The sequence below is a fragment of the Halomicrococcus gelatinilyticus genome, from assembly GCA_024227995.1.
In the GTDB taxonomy this organism is placed as follows: domain Archaea; phylum Halobacteriota; class Halobacteria; order Halobacteriales; family Haladaptataceae; genus Halomicrococcus; species Halomicrococcus gelatinilyticus.
Genome location: CP100465.1, coordinates 1541859 through 1557563 on the forward strand (window position 1 = coordinate 1541859; position 15705 = coordinate 1557563).

16 protein-coding genes are annotated in these 15705 nt (G+C 58.9%); 9 read left to right on the forward strand and 7 right to left on the reverse strand.

Annotation, left to right across the window (positions count from 1 at the left end):
• The first annotated feature begins 209 nt into the window (after nucleotides 1–209).
• Together NKT36_RS08190 and NKT36_RS08195 are read left to right on the forward strand one after the other, a co-directional pair.
• Nucleotides 210–1406, forward strand: coding sequence for a bifunctional DNA primase/polymerase (locus NKT36_RS08190; RefSeq protein ID WP_327050556.1), 1197 nt, complete (start codon nucleotides 210–212; stop codon nucleotides 1404–1406).
• Nucleotides 1407–1646: 240 nt separating this feature from the next.
• Nucleotides 1647–2546: a DUF4352 domain-containing protein gene (locus NKT36_RS08195; protein WP_327050557.1), complete on the forward strand. Its 900-nt coding sequence runs from the start codon at nucleotides 1647–1649 to the stop codon at nucleotides 2544–2546.
• 268 nt (nucleotides 2547–2814) lie between these two features.
• Here the strand turns inward: NKT36_RS08195 and NKT36_RS08200 are convergent, their stop codons facing one another.
• Nucleotides 2815–3561, reverse strand: coding sequence for an HFX_2341 family transcriptional regulator domain-containing protein (locus tag NKT36_RS08200; RefSeq protein WP_327050558.1), 747 nt, complete (start codon nucleotides 3559–3561; stop codon nucleotides 2815–2817).
• A 540-nt stretch (nucleotides 3562–4101) separates the two neighbouring features.
• On the opposite strand from NKT36_RS08200, the gene NKT36_RS08205 reads away from it, so the two are divergent.
• Nucleotides 4102–4536, forward strand: a complete 435-nt coding sequence (locus tag NKT36_RS08205) for a hypothetical protein (RefSeq protein ID WP_327050559.1) — start codon at nucleotides 4102–4104, stop codon at nucleotides 4534–4536.
• Nucleotides 4537–4730: 194 nt separating this feature from the next.
• Here NKT36_RS08205 and NKT36_RS08210 read toward each other — a convergent pair whose 3' ends face one another.
• From NKT36_RS08210 to NKT36_RS08230, 5 genes are all read right to left on the reverse strand, one after another.
• Nucleotides 4731–5078: an HK97-gp10 family putative phage morphogenesis protein gene (locus NKT36_RS08210; RefSeq protein ID WP_327050560.1), complete on the reverse strand. Its 348-nt coding sequence runs from the start codon at nucleotides 5076–5078 to the stop codon at nucleotides 4731–4733.
• 7 nt (nucleotides 5079–5085) lie between these two features.
• Entirely contained in the window at nucleotides 5086–7563 is a 2478-nt protein-coding gene (locus NKT36_RS08215) for a phage tail protein (protein ID WP_327050561.1), read from the reverse strand.
• A 490-nt stretch (nucleotides 7564–8053) separates the two neighbouring features.
• Nucleotides 8054–8389, reverse strand: coding sequence for a hypothetical protein (locus tag NKT36_RS08220; protein WP_327050562.1), 336 nt, complete (start codon nucleotides 8387–8389; stop codon nucleotides 8054–8056).
• Nucleotides 8390–9246: 857 nt separating this feature from the next.
• A complete protein-coding gene (locus NKT36_RS08225) occupies nucleotides 9247–10170 on the reverse strand; it encodes a tyrosine-type recombinase/integrase (RefSeq protein WP_327050563.1) in 924 nt (307 codons plus the stop codon).
• 6 nt (nucleotides 10171–10176) lie between these two features.
• Nucleotides 10177–10737: a hypothetical protein gene (locus NKT36_RS08230; RefSeq protein ID WP_327050564.1), complete on the reverse strand. Its 561-nt coding sequence runs from the start codon at nucleotides 10735–10737 to the stop codon at nucleotides 10177–10179.
• A 52-nt stretch (nucleotides 10738–10789) separates the two neighbouring features.
• On the opposite strand from NKT36_RS08230, the gene NKT36_RS08235 reads away from it, so the two are divergent.
• From NKT36_RS08235 to NKT36_RS08260, 6 genes are all read left to right on the forward strand, one after another.
• Nucleotides 10790–11068: a DUF7854 family protein gene (locus NKT36_RS08235; RefSeq protein ID WP_327050565.1), complete on the forward strand. Its 279-nt coding sequence runs from the start codon at nucleotides 10790–10792 to the stop codon at nucleotides 11066–11068.
• 220 nt (nucleotides 11069–11288) lie between these two features.
• Nucleotides 11289–11885 (forward strand): DUF7504 family protein, encoded by a 597-nt coding sequence (locus tag NKT36_RS08240; RefSeq protein ID WP_327050566.1) that lies wholly within the window; start codon nucleotides 11289–11291, stop codon nucleotides 11883–11885.
• 36 nt (nucleotides 11886–11921) lie between these two features.
• Nucleotides 11922–12257 (forward strand): DUF7855 family protein, encoded by a 336-nt coding sequence (locus NKT36_RS08245; protein ID WP_327050567.1) that lies wholly within the window; start codon nucleotides 11922–11924, stop codon nucleotides 12255–12257.
• Complete coding sequence (locus NKT36_RS08250; RefSeq protein ID WP_327050568.1) at nucleotides 12254–13090, forward strand: DUF7856 family protein; 837 nt, start codon at nucleotides 12254–12256, stop codon at nucleotides 13088–13090. The genes NKT36_RS08245 and NKT36_RS08250 overlap by 4 nt, the downstream gene beginning before the upstream one ends.
• Nucleotides 13091–13116: 26 nt before the next feature.
• Nucleotides 13117–14043 carry a DUF7857 domain-containing protein gene (locus NKT36_RS08255; protein WP_327050569.1) on the forward strand — a complete coding sequence of 309 codons (927 nt, stop codon included), beginning with the start codon at nucleotides 13117–13119 and terminating at the stop codon, nucleotides 14041–14043.
• The gene (locus tag NKT36_RS08260) at nucleotides 14040–14702 is read left to right on the forward strand and encodes a MinD/ParA family ATP-binding protein (RefSeq protein WP_327050570.1); all 663 of its coding nucleotides are present in this window, start codon (nucleotides 14040–14042) and stop codon (nucleotides 14700–14702) included. Before NKT36_RS08255 ends, NKT36_RS08260 begins: the two co-directional genes overlap by 4 nt.
• On the opposite strand, the gene NKT36_RS08265 is transcribed toward NKT36_RS08260, so the two are convergent.
• A complete protein-coding gene (locus NKT36_RS08265; protein ID WP_327050571.1) occupies nucleotides 14684–15562 on the reverse strand; it encodes a transcription initiation factor IIB in 879 nt (292 codons plus the stop codon). The genes NKT36_RS08260 and NKT36_RS08265 overlap by 19 nt on opposite strands.
• Nucleotides 15563–15705 lie beyond the last annotated feature (143 nt).

The window sequence follows — 15705 nt, forward strand, 5'->3', positions numbered from 1 at the left end:
CAGATACGAAAGAGGAACTCGATGAAGTGAAGCCGCGGGGCGTGAATTGGGATAGATTCGCGCGAGATATGCTTGAGGCCTGGAAGAAAGAACAACAAGAGAGCTAACGAACATGATGCATCGAAAAGCTCGGAATGATGATGTGCGGACCCATGTTGGTGGCATGGGCCTGCCGAGCCCCAATTTCTGCCGAATGACTTCAGTCTATCATGAACCGAAGCCAGCGCAATTCAATATCAGAGTCTCAACCTCATAAAGCCAGTGCAGGGTCTGGAAACGATGATTTCCAAAGGTTCCGCGACCGACTGGAGAGCGTCACGGAAGGAACTCATCCGCTCGTTGATATCGAGAACGGAACGAAAGAGAGCTATCAGCAACATCAATACGAAGAAAATCGACTGACATGGAGCGAGGTCGAGGGGAACTGCGCGATTATGCCCGTAAACAATCTCGCATTCGTTGACGTGGATGAACCGGACGAAGTTCCGGACGTGATTCGGGCTCTGCCAGAAACCCTTCGAGTCGATTCGCCTCACGGTGGATACCACCTATATTTTCGCTGCAACGGTGAGCTTGAGAATAGCAAGTTCGACTGGGGAGAAGTCCGAGTCGATACGTGGTACGTGATGGCGCCAGGGTCAGTGATAGACCACGACGGATACTGCGGGGATGATTGCTCTCACTCCGGTGAGAGTCGTTATGAGCTGTCGCAAGATAGAGAGCCTGCAAGAATCACCCCAGAGCAATTACCAGACCCGACGGCCAGTGAGACAGCCCAGAGCGTACAGCAGGAGGAAGTCGAGTTTGATTCCGTTGATGTAGATTTCCACATCAAAAGCCGGATTGAAAAGGCCAAAAATGCGAAGCACGGCGAACAATTCACGGCGCTCTGGGAAGGTCGATACCGAGATGCCGGTTACAGTGACCGTTCGACCGCTGAAGCAGATCTCCTGTGCCGGCTAGCCTTCTGGTTGGAGAAGGACGAAAAAGCGATGGCCTGCGCGATGGATATCGCGTGCAGTGAGCATCCACGGACCGACGGGATGAGTCCCCGCAAGTGGCTTGAACGAGACGGAGTCTATCGGGAAACCTCCTTAAAATCCGCCACTGCTACCGTAGATAACGAGTATTCAGGGTCCACATCCGGGACCTATCGGCCAACGGTGAGCAAACTCACGAAGGATGCAGTGTTCGAGGCATTGATGGACCTGAAAGCAGCAACCTCAACGGAAATCGCCGAACATGACGCCACGGACCGAAGCAAGCGCCAAATACAGAACGCGCTAAAGGAATACGACGAGCAAGACGTCATCGACTGGACGAAAGATGGCCGCCAAGTCTACTATTATATCGCGGACTGCGAAGAGTTCATCCCAGACGGCCAGCGAGCAGAACTCGGGCTCTGACGTGCAGCAAAAACCGCAAACCAATGCCCCACGTGATTATGGTTTCGTGAATTAATCAAACTGATATATTCTCTGGGTCTGGTGCGTTTCTGTTCTCTACTGGCTTCCCCATCCCTTACGCCCACGTGATTATGATTTCGTGAATTAATCGAACTGATAAGTGGCTCTGGGCATCATTATATTTCGGCCCTAAATGCTGAGAGCAATGAATTTATAATAAGCTATTACTAATCCCTACATATGTCAAACCGGATTGATAGAGTGTCACGACGGCGTTACCTCCTCGGAGCTGGAACAGCCATTGCCACTGGTCTTGCAGGCTGCACAGGAGACAACTCTGAGGGGAAAACAACGGATGGCGACAATACGACGACGCCCTCATCGTCGGGATCTACTGACACAACCAATAATAACTCCTCAAAGAAGGCCAACTTCAAAATAGTATCCATCAATGCTCCAGAAGAAGTGGAAGTCGGGCAAACGTTCGACTACCAGGTCAAGGTGAAAAACACGGGTGGGGCAGACGGAACATGGACAGAAACCCTGAGCGCCAAAATTGGAGACTCCTCGTGGGGCAAGGTTGATGATATCAAGATGGACGTGCCGGCTGGCGAGACCAAGACATGGAAGAGTGACAAAGGTGACATCCCCTACCAGACAGTTGTCACTTATCGGCTAGAAAACGCCCAGAAGGAATTCAAAGTCCAGGCCGTCTCTGCTTCGCTCAACTACGGTGAGGGTTTCAAAGCCCCCAACGGGATGGCAGTTACAGTCAAAGATGTCGAGATGAAGTCGTATTATGAATATAAGGGCTACGACGGCAGTACAAAAGAAAAGCGTGCTAGCGACGACAAACAATGGGCGTTTGTGCAGCTACGTTCAAAGAATAAGGGCGATGAGCCGGTCTTTGCTCCGATGAAGTCGGATATCTCCATCATTGTAGACAACCGGCAATTCGACTACAAAATCATCAATAAAGAGGACGGCATCTACGAAGGCAACGAGATCTCACCAGGCATTGTCCGTGAGGGTTGGATTGCCTATGAGGTCCCCAGCAACCTATCAAAGAGCGATATTGAGGTGGCATGGACAGGCGAAGATTTCAACGGGAGTTGGACAGTTCGCTGGTCGTCTGCATAACTGTAGGCTACTAAGGGCGTTTTCTGGTATCTGATTTTGTCTATAATGTTTTAATAGCACAGCTGTCGAGGAGAAGTCGTACATTCTGACTACGAACCTGCTGATTCTGTTGAAACGCTGTGAGCGGGCTCTGAGGCAGTTGTTGTAGAAAGTGGCACCCATTGCAGATCTCCGCCGAGGAATTAGTAGGCGAGCCCGCTCCAGTCACCTTACGAGACGACCAGGAGACTTCCGGTGCTGAAAATCGAGCTAGCGGTTCAGAAAATGGCTATAGACGGTCTGACTCCAGCAAGTCCTGAACAACCTGTTTTTGGGAGTCATCAATTAGGTATCTGAATGCTCGAAGTGCTTTTTCTCCTTCCTCAGTGGTTATAACAATCTTATTTCGGCCATCTTGCTCTATAGTTATGTAACCACGCTCTTCCATCGGGTCAAGTATCTCATTATCGAGGACACGGTACTTCCCCTTATCATCAATATCCATCTCCGTTACAAAAGGCATATTGAGATGTTCTCCAACATGGATGAGCTTTCCTTTTGAAGATTTCAATCCATGCCATATCATCTGGTCGATAACATACAGCATCTGAATCTGCTGCTGTTCCGGAGCATCAATTGGATACTGAGGTAACTCCTCCACAGACTCAATATCGCTGGGGTGATTACCGTCGTAGTCCCTAGCCCGGACATAATACGGGGTGGCGTCAATCGCCATGCACGCAATCATTCCTGCAATGGCAGTAACTTTGCTTCCAGTCGAGACGTTCACGTAGACCTCATCATCCTCAAATTCCGTGATGAATTCAGCAATGAGCCCCAACGAATCGTAGAGGTCGAAGATATCACAAGAGTCTCGCACGACTTGAATCGAGTGGTTAGCCAACTGTTCGATTATCCTCTCAGCTCTTTCTTCATCTTCTGGTCCATCCTCACTGTGACCGATAAGCACGACTTTGTCTGCCTTGTATTCAATCGCACTCTTGTAGATACGCTCTTCCTCGTATCCGACTGGCATGATATGGACTCGGTCGGGTACGTCTAAATCCATATTCACAGAAATACACTCGATAGTAATAAAATTACACGACTATATGGTAGTGCGCCAGTACCATACTATCCCTCTATCAATTCAGTTCAGTCATTCTCATTAGTCCGTTACCTTTTAGTTCCAGTAGGTACAATACTCTAACAACAAGGGAGGTACTCCGAGCTAAGGCAGGTAGAAAGCGTGAAAATGCGGCCCGCAAACTGTGCTGGAACACTGGTGACGCGGGCCTCGGTCGAACGCCCTACGGACACCCCTTGGCCGCCGGGGATTAGGGGTCCCCGGGAAGGGCGTCTAGGGCTCAGTCGGATATTCTGGGCTACTAGTGAAATAACTTGTCCTTCTTTTCGCGCGGCCACCTCGAACCATATGAGTTCGAAATCTGAGACAACAACTGAACCTGACCATACGCCGTGGGATGAACTCACCGCGGCCCGACAGCGAGTAGCACTGACTATCGCCTACGTCCACGGACCGACGACCTTCAACCGTCCCGATCTCCGGGACGACGTGAAGGACTCCTCTGCCATCGAGGACGTCGTCGACAAGGACCGGGTACTCACATCGCTGAAGTACACCCGACTCCTGAACGCCCTCGAGGAGCACGGTTATCTCATCAAGGAGTTCCAGGGCGGAACGAATCCCGTCATCCTGGACGTCGAGTACGACTCGGACCGCGACACGCGCAATGCGGCTCCGTGGGGTGACGACAGTGCCCTTCACACACTCGTCGACCAGGTGTGTGACCGCGAGGGCATCACGCGTGACCTTCTCGACGAAGTCGACAACGAGTACGACTTCAACGAGGTCAAGGACAAGGTGAACAGCGAAGTCGGCCGATTCGTTCTCCGGCCTTACGCTGACCCCAGCAAGTACCGGTTCACCAAGGAGACGTACAGTCTCGTCCGGGCCAAGGCGGAGAAGAAGGCCGACAGCGACGAGTAGGCTCTCGTAGCCTACTTCGGCAAAGTTCCATTCTACGCGCGTGAGCGGGCTCTCCTACTGATTCTGTTGATGGTGGCACCCGATGCATATCACGACACAGAAATTGGGCTCTCCATACAGGTGGGGCACCCCTCGCGGCTGTGAGTACGGATGGAGAGTCCAGATCCTGCTTGAGCGAATTGGGCTGGAAGAAGTTACTTCACTTTCTCCGTTTCAATGCTATCCCTCAATCTCCCGGTTCGAACTGGCGCGAAGTCTTTCGCTTCATCCCGTACCTCCATTGCTATCTCCTGGATACCATCATCGAGATTATCCGCATCACCGAGTATCCGTTGGATTTCACCGCTCTGCGAAATACGTTGAACGGCAGGCCTCATGTATGGTTGCGGAGGGTGATGGCTCGTTCCAAATTCCTGGTAGATAGCATAGTGTACCTCGGTCTTGACGGCCCAGACGACCTCTCCGTTGGGAAGACTGCTCTCCCACTCCTCCAGCTCATTCTGGAGCCCCTTCATTCCGCGAATCTCTAGGTCGAAATCCATAGTCGAATTAATAGTCCATATTGAGACTGCGAAGCTCTGTGACTAAGCCACGGGCCGCCTCCTGGCCTTCTCGCTGACCATTCGCGTAGACGGTTACACTCCCGACAACTGGAGCATTGCGACCACTGCGACCGCGACCGCCACTCCGGTCAACCTCTGCCTTTGGAACAATCTCCTCGCCAGCGTGCACTTGAGCAAGACCGGTTTCTTCAATCAGGCCACCCGTATCTAGCTGCGGAATATCCAACGTCTGGCCTCCAAGCGTCGCTGATGGGACGTTCATTGTACCGCCACCAATCGTCTGGCCCGCAATGGTTACGGATGGGAGGTCGATGCTCTGCCCGCCAAGCTCGGCCTCCGGGATTTCGAGCTTGTTCGGCATGATTTTGTTGAACTTGTCGATGATGGCGTTGGCCGTATCTGAGGCAAGCTTCTTGCCAGCACTCACCAGGTCGTTGACAGCGTCGTTCTTGATGTAATCGACTACCTCCCCGAACATCTCGGGAATGAACGAATTGCCAATGAGCCAATCGTAGACAGCCTTGAACGGCGCTTTGATGGCCTTAATCACGACGTCGATAGCGCCGCCAATCATCCTGGCCGCGTCGTTCTTCAACCAACTCTCGATTCGGCCGATGGTTCTCTCGACGAACCCAGCGATTCCGTTCCAGGCCTCCTCCCAATCTCCACTGATGAGATCGAGAGTGACATTGATGGCCGTGAGAATGGCATCGAGTGTGGTCGTCAATATCAGCTCGATAGTGCCGAGGACGCCATCGAGGATGCGGATTAGGTCATCACCGAATAGCTTCCATGCTCCCTGCACCGTATCGAGGAACGGCTTGATGATGAAACTCCAAATCGTGTTGAAGGCCTGGCGAGCGGAGGCCACGATGCCATCATTCCCGGTCATGTGCTGCCGCCAAATCTTAGATATCTCTTTGGCGAAGGACCGGATGTTCTTCCCAATCGCTCCAGTGAGCCGGTTGATGATATTCTTGATAGTGGTCCAGGTCTGCTTGGCCTCCGTTTCCATCTGAGCAATATTCGAGGCGAACTTCGTGCTCGCGGTTTTCGACTTATCGATGATTTGGCGCTCAATCGCGCCCATTGCGGTTTTGACGTTCTTCTCCGTCTGATTGAACGCAGTCCGGGCTGTTCGCTTGATGCTGGTGAGCGTCGGTTTGAGGTCCGTTTGTAACTGCTGGAAGCCGCTCGTCACTGCGCCAGTAATCTTGTTGGTGGCTCGCTTGAGCGTGGGCTTGGCCGAGGTGAACGTCTGCCTGACCTTCTGAAACGCTGTCTTCGTCGTGTCCCGGATACCGAACAGATTCTTCTTCCACGCTGTCCCGAGTGACCCAGCGAGCCCGATAAGCGTGGTAATCGTGCCACCGGTGACGAGACCAGCGACAGCAAGCCCGAGAGCCTTGAGCGCAGTCTTGGCATCCTTCATATCCCGCGCGGACATCCCAAACTGCTCACCGAGCTTCTTGATTTTCGCCTTGAACGCCGGCAGTTTCTTATTGAGACGGAGCACCCACTGCACCATCTCATCCAGCAAGCGAACGACGTCAGTGAGGAAGGGGAGCAGTGTCTCTGAAATCTTGGTTCCGAGCTTGACGATTTTCGGAGCGAGATTCACAAGTGACGTCGCTAAATCCTTGATATCGGGATAGAGCGTCTTGACTGTCTGTTTAACGAGCCGGAACGCGCCTGGTGCATTCTTCTCAATCCACCGCACGCCGGCCATGAGTTCTGGGAGGACTTTGCGGCCGATGGTCCCCATTTCGCGGGCGATGGCCGGAATCCACTTCATCGCCTTCTGACCCAGTGTCACCATTGCCTGCTCGAACTTCTGTGTCGGTCCGATAGCGCTCAGTGTTCGCTTCACTAATCGTGGGAAGGCGCGAATGCCAGCCAATAGCTCCGGCACGAATCGCGACCCGAACGCTGCGGCTGCATTCAGAGTCTTGGTCTTGGCTTCAGAGAGAGCCGAATTGAGCTTGCCCTGTCTCTTGGCAGCGAGTGCAGCAGTCGTACCAACGAGCGCCATCGGAGCCACCACTGCTCCTAGTGCGGCGGCCATCCCTCCGAGCGCTACGCCAATCGAGGCGAGACTGGCTCCGAGTGCTCCCGCTCCGATAGCGGCAGCGCCAGCCGCAGTACCAAAGCCTGTGACGCCAGCAGTCGCTGGGCCTGCACTGACACCGATTCTCGTGAAGGCTCGGGAGGTCTGGTCGAGTTCGCTCTCTAACTCATTCACGTCCCGACTCGTGCCACTCACGGAGGCTCCGAACGCCTCCAGTTTCCCGATAGCGCTCCCAGTGCTGATGCCCCGGAGCGTTCTCCCCATGCTCCTGAGCTTGTCCTCCGTCGATTCGACCTTCCGCTGGACTGATTTGAGCGAGGATTTGAGGCTGGTTGCGTTGCCGCCAATCCGGACTTCGAGGCCCTGTGTCGTGCCACCGCCCAAGACTGACGCCATATCACGTCACCTCATGAGTGACTCCCCGGGAGCCATCACCGGGGAGCGTGACTATTCGTTTTTGTTGTTCAATGTGTGCGTGCGTGTCTTCAGCCATACGTGCGCTATTCTCTCGATATTTTTCTTTATCTTTCAGGCCAAATTAAGGATGTGCCGCCTGATGCTCGCGGTTTTCGAGGTCTCGGGGTTCAGGATGAACGAGCTACTCAGGCGTCTGTGAGGTGACCCAGCAGTATCGTGAGTGCGCTCCTCGGTCAGGGATGCTGCATGGCTCGTCTCGAAAGAAAAGCAGTATGAGAACCTGCTAGCGCGTAGTGGTTCGCTACCAGTCTAACGCACTGTTATGGGTTTTAGCAGGTGAGCTTGGGAACACAGGTTTGAAAGGGTCGTTGCGAAGGAATTGACCCTCGTCCTGGTTTGCTTTCAAGTAGCCGCGCGTTTGTTCGGTGAATGCTGCTAACGATTTCCGTTCTGGCGGGTAGGTATAATTCTACTCGTTCTCATCGAAATATTCAGCAGTGAGACTAATTAGATGTTGCGCAGTATTTGCAATTTCGGCCTCGTCACGCTCGTTTGCCGCTCTCATAATCTCACTGAGCACCGACCGCATACAAATCTCGTACTCATCATCGACGGAGTACTTCTCCGGCTGAACAGGCGGAATCCCCGATACGAGGGAATTCGGGTCGATTAGTAGGTCTGGTTCAACCTGCACTTCTATTGTGTCGCTATTGTGGCAGTCCATATTATATTCTTTTCCTGTGCCATCGTTTTTCTCGGGGCTTACGCCCGTATACGGCAAAATCGGATTTAGCCGTTTAAGCATGACGCCCAATTGATATACGATTTCACAAAAGAGAACTACCGTATACCTCAACAGAAAGTGAACACTAGGCCTCAACCCGAGAAAGAATCATTACAGCAGTAGATGTATCAGCGACTACCAGTCACACTCACGACACCGTTCAACACCACTACCACCATGATGCTTTTGCCCACTGATTGCCCGCCTAATCTCGGTTACTCCTTCGAGACGCATGACATGGTATCCCGAATCACTCTCTCTTAGCTTATGACCAATTTTACAGCTTTTTTCGGCGGGCTCAGCAATATGCCACCGTCCATTTCTATCCTGACGCGCTTCAGCATGAGCCATATTGTCATCAATGAGATTCATCTTTGTAAGTGTTAATGCGATAACAGAGTTAGAATATGGGTCAGGATTAGAGGGAGACGGTCCCGGAACGGTCAACAGAAAATTGGGGCTGGGTCTGAGTTGGTCAGTCCCGCGTATTTTTCAGCCCTTCAACAACGATTTTAAAAAATCATCCTCAGCTTCTGAGGAGGCGGAGAGGCGTCGTGAGGAGGCGTGGGGAGGTCGCAACCCGTGCGCACCCAGGCAATCCCTGAGTCCGACGACCGGGAAGAGAGCCCGCTGGCAGCTCAGAACGGACAGTATGCATGATGACTCTCCTTTCACTGCCCCTCTATGGCTGGAAATAGAGGAGATCTCACTATCTCTGCTGTCGCCGTCGAGAGGCCATAGAATATTACTCCTGCTATAGCGCCCCTGATTATAGGAGATAGGGGATATTGCCAGCTACCCTAATATCCTCCTAATAGAGCCCCTATTGAGACGGCCCATATAGAGCCCGACTATAGGGATGAAAGGAAAACCGCGGCCTAGAATTTGGCGTACTCCTGCTTCACGTCCTCATCCACGAGGCGGAGATATTGCTCGGTGACGTCCACCGACTTGTGGCCGAGGTTCTTTGAGAGCACTTTGATATTGATGCCCTGTTTGAGCGCGTGGACGGCATGGCCGTGACGAATCGAATGCGCAGTGACTGCTCGTCGCTCCTCCCCCTTCGCATCCGTATAGAGCGTACTCTGAATGCCTGCGTTGGAGGCGGCCTTGCGCACAATCCGACCGACCTGGCGACCGCGGATATGCGCCACCTTCCGGGAGACGAAGAGGTATTCAGAATCAGCCGCCGTCAGAAATCGGGCTCGCTCTCCCCCATCCAGATACGCGCGAAGGAGTGAATCGAGAGAAGGCTGATAGAACACTGTCCGCCACTCCTGGGTTTTCGGGGCCCAAATTCGGATGCTGCGATTGTCGCGGTCGATATTCTCCAGCTTGATAGTAGCGGCCTCGGAGCGCCGGACGCCTGTCTGCCATAAGAGCCGTATCAGCAACTCATTCCGGACCTTTGGCCCGGGGACATTCGCCGCCATCTCCTCGACCTGCTCTTTCGTGACGTAGCTGATGTCCGCCTTGTCGTGCTTTTTCGTGGACCGCGTGTTCGTATAATCAGAGCGCTCCAGCTCTGCCATCGGATTCGCGTCAATCTCATCCCACTGTTCGAGGAAATCGTAGAGCAGATTGATGGAGGTGATGCGGCGACGCACTGTATTATCGCTCAACTCAGCACTGGCCTGGCGAAGATACCGATGAACATTGCGCGGCGAAGCCTCCAGCACATCGATATCCTGCTCCTGCAGCCACTCCTCGTATTTGCCGAGGTCCGATTTCCGCACTTTGTACGTGTTCGTCGAGTTCGCAGCCTGCACATCTTCCAGAAATTCCTCGATATGGGGATTCATCGCCTCTCACACCTCCTTGTAGAAGCGTTGTTCATCGCCGAATTCGATGACCTGCACGCGATTCATGGACGTTTGAAGGTGCGTGAGGGCGTCGTGAATCCGATACTCCCCCACATCAAGAGCCTGGGCGATATCTGCCACGCGCCCGGACTGCGCCCGCCGTTCCGGCGGAATCTCCTCGCCTTTCAACGACTGGTGTTCGGCTTCGAGAATCTCCTCTTCAGATTCGGGGAGAAGGGCGAACACATCGTTGGCCAACTCTTCCGTCTCCTTATCGACCGCGACTTCCTGTTCGATGGCCTGAAGTCTGGTATCGAGGTCGCTGAGGCGCGTAGTGAGTTCTTGCAGTTGGTCGGTGATATCGCTGAGTTGATTGGCAACATCCTCCTGTCCCGAGCCCGCTGCCGGGTCGTCGTCCCGTGCGATTTCTTTTTCGACGGCGTATCGAATGAGGTCCGAGAGGCTGCGGTGATGATTGTTGGCGTAGCGCTTCCACTTCGACTTTTGGTCCGCACTGGTTTTCAGAATCACTTGCTTCCGATTACCGCTCATCTTGCCCAACCCCATCAAGAGATTAGAGCGTAAGCGATATAAACCTATTATAAGTATGTTTAAGCAGATGGACCGCATCTCCGCGCTTCGGAACGTCGAGGACGCGCTCGCAGACTTCGAGTCGGGCGAGGCGGGACTGGCCGAGACCGAAGAGCGCGTGCTGGCGGTGCTGCGCACATACGCGACCGAGTTCGAGAGCGACGGCGACCTCTCGGCCTACCGCGCGAACGGCGACGAGGCCGCCGACGGCGTCGTCGTCGTCGCCGAGAGCGAGGACGGTGCACGGCGCCGCGTCCGCGAGCTGCTCGACGCCGACGACCTCGAGTTCGAAATCGAGAGTGTGTGAAATCTGTCAGTACGGCCGACATGGAAAAATAAATAAACTTGGTGCCGAAAAAGAGGGAACAGAGAACAGTGCGTAACCGTACCAATGACGGGACCGACGCCCCCGAACCGTCCCCAGGTTATGGTGTCAATAATAATGGTGGAAGGCCGATGACATCCACGGGATGGCCCGGGACGGTACACGCGGCGAGCGAACGCGGACTCATCGAGGACGACCGCCGATGACCGACGTCGCGGACCTCGACGACTCGTCGATACTGCTGCTGTCGCCACCGATGCAGTCAGCGACCGACGAGACGTGTCTCGACCTCCTCGCGCAGGACGACCCCGAGCGCGAGAACGTCCTCTGGGTCACGTTCACCCGCTCGCCCGACAGCTGCATCCAGGACTGGCAGGGACACGTCGGCGACCATCCGGCGAACCTGCGGTTCATCAGCGTCGGCGACACCCTCCGGTCCGCGGCCGGTACCACCACCACGGGGACGTCCGCCAACGCCGTCATCGAGACGCTCTCGAATCCCGGGGACCTGACCGGCCTCGGGATCCAGATCAGCGAGGTCCTCCAGCAGTGGCAGGACAACGACAACAGGACCGTCGCCTGCTTCCACTCCCTCACCTCACTGCTACAGTACGCCGACGTCCAGACGGTGTACAAGTTCCTCCACGTGCTCACGGGGCGGTTCAACACCGCCGGCGTCACCGCCCACTTCCACCTCGACCCCGACGCCCACGACGACCAGACCATCAACACGCTCACGTCGCTGTTCGACGCGGTCGCCGAGTTCGACGACGGCGAGTGGAACGTCCGCACCCGCTGAGTTAATTTTAAATTCTGTACGCGAAGAACTAACGGCGTGCTGCTGGTCATCACCTACTCCCAGTCCGCACGGCAGACGCTGCGGAACGTCTGCAACGCCCACGGGGAGCACGTCGTCCGGCGTCTCGGTCGCGCGGCGCTGCTGGAGTCGACCGAGTTCGGGGCGTTCCTCGCGCTGCGCCTCCGCGCGAAGCACGACGACGTCCAGATAGAGCGCACGGTGCCGTTCAACGAGTTCCGCGACGTCCCGGAGTCGGTCAGGGAAGCCGCGAAGGCCTACGAGAACCGCGAACAGGCTAGCACGCCGTACGCGAGGTTCGCAGCGGGAACCGACCACCCGTCCCCCGACGAGATGCGCGACGTCGAGCTATGAAGGTGCAGCTCGCGGGCGTGCAGTACGACGGCCGGGCCGTAGACCTGACCGACCGCGGCCTGTCCCCGTCCGCCGTCGCCGCAGCGGTGCGGGAGGAGGGGGCAGGCGGCGTAGACCTCACCGTCCGCTGTCCGGACCCGGGCCCGGTCCACGACCGGGTGGGCGTCGTCACGCCGAACGCGACCGTCTCGGTGCGGGCCGCGCTGGCGGCAGCGGCCCGGTCGCGCGGCCTGTCCGCACCCCAGGACGACGAGATAGCGGCGACGGCGAATCGCATCGCAGCCGTCGACGTGCCGGACGTATCGCTGCAGGAGGCCCGGCGGCGCGTCGCGGAGGCAGAGGGGGACGAGACGGAGCTACGCGAGCGCGTCGCGGCGTTACGGGGGCGTGTACAGGCGCTCCGCGAGACGGGGACGGACCCCGCCGACGCGGAGGCGGAACTGGCGACGGCGACCCGGCAGCTCTCGGAGGCGGAGACCGAGCGCATCGCAGCCGAGCAGGCGCTCGAACGGGCGCGCGACCGCGCCGAGACGGCACACGACCGCAGGGAGGAGCGACTGCGCCTCCGGGACCGGAAGGCGAACCTCGAACGCGCAGCGCGCGACCACCTCGCGCGGCAGGTCCACGCCGAGTTCCGCGACGCGGTGGCGGCCGTCCCCGGCGAGGGGAGCGCCGGGACGCGGCCGGGCGAGTTCGAGGGCGACGACGCGACGGCGGCGCTGGCGGTCGCTCGCGTGGCAGACGTCGACGCGCCGCTCGTGCTCGCGGTGGACCGCTTCGCGTCGGCGACCGCGGCCGCCGACCGTCTCGACGTGCCCGTACTCCACGTTTAAGAAGGAAGCCGGGACCACGCCCGGACATGGTGACGCTTCGCTGGTCCGCGGAGTCCAGGAGCGGACCGCACGGGACCGTGACGCTCGTCGAACTGGTCGTCGCAAACCCGGGCGAGACGGCGATCCGGGTGCGGATCGGCAACCGACTCGACGGCCCGGTCTGGCCGCCGCGGACCGACGGCGTGCCCGAGGCTGGCTGGGACGACGGCGGGTTCGAGGGCGTCGTCGACGGCGGCGACCGCCGCTCGCTCGGGTACGCGAGCCCCGGAGACAGCGACGGTCCGCCCGTCGAGGTCGTCTGGACCGAGCGCGCCGGAACGCCACCGGAGGACCGGGCGAGCAGCGACATGCCGGGCGGTGCCGGACTCGACCCGGAGGACGTCGCCATCGACACTGAACCCACCGCACGCGGTGCGATTCGCACGCTCGACGACCCGCGACCGCCCGGCGACGCGGTGCCGCTGCCGACAGACGAACCGTCGGGAGGAGGTTCGAGGGAGGACGACGAGGTGGGCGACCACGACGGCGGGCGGACAGGGCCGGACGACGGTCCGGCCCTACCAGCCGCGGACGAGAACGACGCCGGACGTGTGGACGACGCCGGACGCCTGGACGACGAGAGCGTTCCGGAGACGGGAGAGGACGACCCGACGGCGGCCGAAGCCTTCGACGCGGAAGTCGCTGAGGACGACGACCTGCCGGACCCGGTCGCCGCGTGGCTCGACGCGGTCGAGGAGCGGGTCGAGCGCCGCGAGGCGCTGGCAGACGCGGAATCGCTTGCGGCCGCGACCGAGGCGGTCGCGGGCGAAGGGGGACTGACGGCGACCGAGACGCTGCTCGCCGAAACCGGCGACGACCGCGCCGCGCTCCGCGCGTTCGAAGCGCGCGCCGCCGACCTGCGCGAGCGGGCCGACGCCGAGGTTCCGATCGACGCGTACCGGAGGCTGGCGTGATCGTCGCGGTCGCGGGCGGGAAAGGCGGCGTCGGGAAGTCGACGATGGCGCTGAACCTCGGCGCCGAACTCGACGCCGTCGTCGTTGACGCCGACCTCGCGATGGCGGACCTTCCCGCGGGTCGCGGCCCGGACCTCCACGACGTGCTCGCCGGGCGCGCCGAACCGGTCGAGGCCGTGCAGCAGGTGGGACCGGTCGCGCTGCTCCCTTGCGGCCGGACGCTCGCCGGCGCACGCGCCTGCGACCTCACCGAGTTCGAGTCGACGCTGGCCGCGGTGGCCGCCGAGCACGAACGCGTCGTGGTCGACTGTCCGGCGGGGCTGGCGGCGGACGTGGGGCTCTCCCTCGTCGCGGCGGACGCGTGCGTCCTCGTGACGACGCCGCGCCGGTTCGCGCTGGCCGACGCGGTCCGGACGCGAGCGCTCGCGCGTCGCTTCGACGCGGGACTGGCGTGCGTCGGACTCAACCGCGTCGGCGACGACCCGCCGACGGCCAGCGTTCGACGGACGCTCGGTGCGCCGGTCGTCCCGGTACCGGAGTCGGGGACGGTGGCGCGGGCCCAGCGGAGCGGACGGCCGGTCGCGTCGCTCGCGCCGGAGAGCACGGCGGCAGAACGGTTCGGAGAGCTCGCGCGGACGGTTCAGTCCTGCAGGTCGTAGTAGGTCGAGCGCAGGGTCACGGGCGTGACGTCGGCGACGTCGGCCGCCTCGCGCTGCGTGAGGTCGTGGTTGCGCTCGCGGGCGGCCGCGTAGAGACACGCCGCCGCCACGCCGCCGGGGTTGCGACCGGCGACGACGTTCCGGTCCTCCGCCTCGCCGACGAGTTCGCGCGCACGTCGCTCGGCCGCGACGGGGAGGTCGAGTTCGCTGGCGAACCGCGGGAGGTACTCGCGGGGGTCGATGGGACCGGTCGGCAGCCCGAGGTCGCGGTTCAGCGCGTCGTAGGCGGCCTTCAGTTCGTCACGGTCGGCACGGGAGCGCTCGACCACCTCCGCGAGCGTGCGCGAGACGGCGGCGGTCCGGCAGGTCGCGTACACGGTCGCGGCGGCGAACCCCTCGAGCGAACGCCCGCGGAGCAGGTCCTCCGACTGGGCGGACTCGAACAGCACGCACGCCCGGTCGCGGACGTTCTCCGGCAACTGGAGCGCGCCGACGAGGCGCCGTATCTCGGTGAAGGCGTAGACGCGGTTCCGTTCGGCCTTCGAGGAGATGCGCGCGCGGTCGTGCTGGCGGCGCATTCGAGCCACGCGGCGACGCTTGCGGCCGGTCAGGCGGGTGCTGCGCTTGCCGTACCCGATCTCGGTCGTCAGGCCGCGGTCGTGGCGCGAGCGCGTGAGCGGCGCGCCGGTGCGCTTGCGGTCGGCGTCGTCGCCGTCGAACGACCGCCATTCAGGGCCGCGGTCGATTCGGTCCTCCGCGACGACGAGGCCGCACTCGGTGCAGACGGTCTCGGCGTCGCGCGTCCGCAACTGACCGCGGCATTCGGGGCACGTCTCGGCTGTCGAATGTGTCTGGCTCATCACAGTCGGAACTTCTCCCGATATGGTATTTAAACGAGCGCCGGAACGCCGATGATGACCGCTCTCGACGCCGACTAACGTACCGGTTACCGGTACGTTGGAGACGGCAGCGGGTTATCATTCGCGATACCAATATGTAACGT

Excerpts from the sequence above, each read along its gene's own strand:
- NKT36_RS08190 (WP_327050556.1), top strand. The coding sequence starts at position 210 with ATGAACCGAAGCCAGCGCAATTCAATATCAGAGTCTCAACCTCATAAA.
- NKT36_RS08195 (WP_327050557.1), top strand. The coding sequence starts at position 1,647 with ATGTCAAACCGGATTGATAGAGTGTCACGACGGCGTTACCTCCTCGGA.
- NKT36_RS08200 (WP_327050558.1), bottom strand. The coding sequence starts at position 3,561 with ATGCCAGTCGGATACGAGGAAGAGCGTATCTACAAGAGTGCGATTGAA.
- NKT36_RS08210 (WP_327050560.1), bottom strand. The coding sequence starts at position 5,078 with ATGGATTTCGACCTAGAGATTCGCGGAATGAAGGGGCTCCAGAATGAG.
- NKT36_RS08215 (WP_327050561.1), bottom strand. The coding sequence starts at position 7,563 with ATGGCGTCAGTCTTGGGCGGTGGCACGACACAGGGCCTCGAAGTCCGG.
- NKT36_RS08220 (WP_327050562.1), bottom strand. The coding sequence starts at position 8,389 with ATGCTTAAACGGCTAAATCCGATTTTGCCGTATACGGGCGTAAGCCCC.
- NKT36_RS08225 (WP_327050563.1), bottom strand. The coding sequence starts at position 10,170 with ATGAATCCCCATATCGAGGAATTTCTGGAAGATGTGCAGGCTGCGAAC.
- NKT36_RS08230 (WP_327050564.1), bottom strand. The coding sequence starts at position 10,737 with ATGGGGTTGGGCAAGATGAGCGGTAATCGGAAGCAAGTGATTCTGAAA.
- NKT36_RS08235 (WP_327050565.1), top strand. The coding sequence starts at position 10,790 with ATGGACCGCATCTCCGCGCTTCGGAACGTCGAGGACGCGCTCGCAGAC.
- NKT36_RS08240 (WP_327050566.1), top strand. The coding sequence starts at position 11,289 with ATGACCGACGTCGCGGACCTCGACGACTCGTCGATACTGCTGCTGTCG.
- NKT36_RS08250 (WP_327050568.1), top strand. The coding sequence starts at position 12,254 with ATGAAGGTGCAGCTCGCGGGCGTGCAGTACGACGGCCGGGCCGTAGAC.
- NKT36_RS08255 (WP_327050569.1), top strand. The coding sequence starts at position 13,117 with ATGGTGACGCTTCGCTGGTCCGCGGAGTCCAGGAGCGGACCGCACGGG.
- NKT36_RS08265 (WP_327050571.1), bottom strand. The coding sequence starts at position 15,562 with ATGAGCCAGACACATTCGACAGCCGAGACGTGCCCCGAATGCCGCGGT.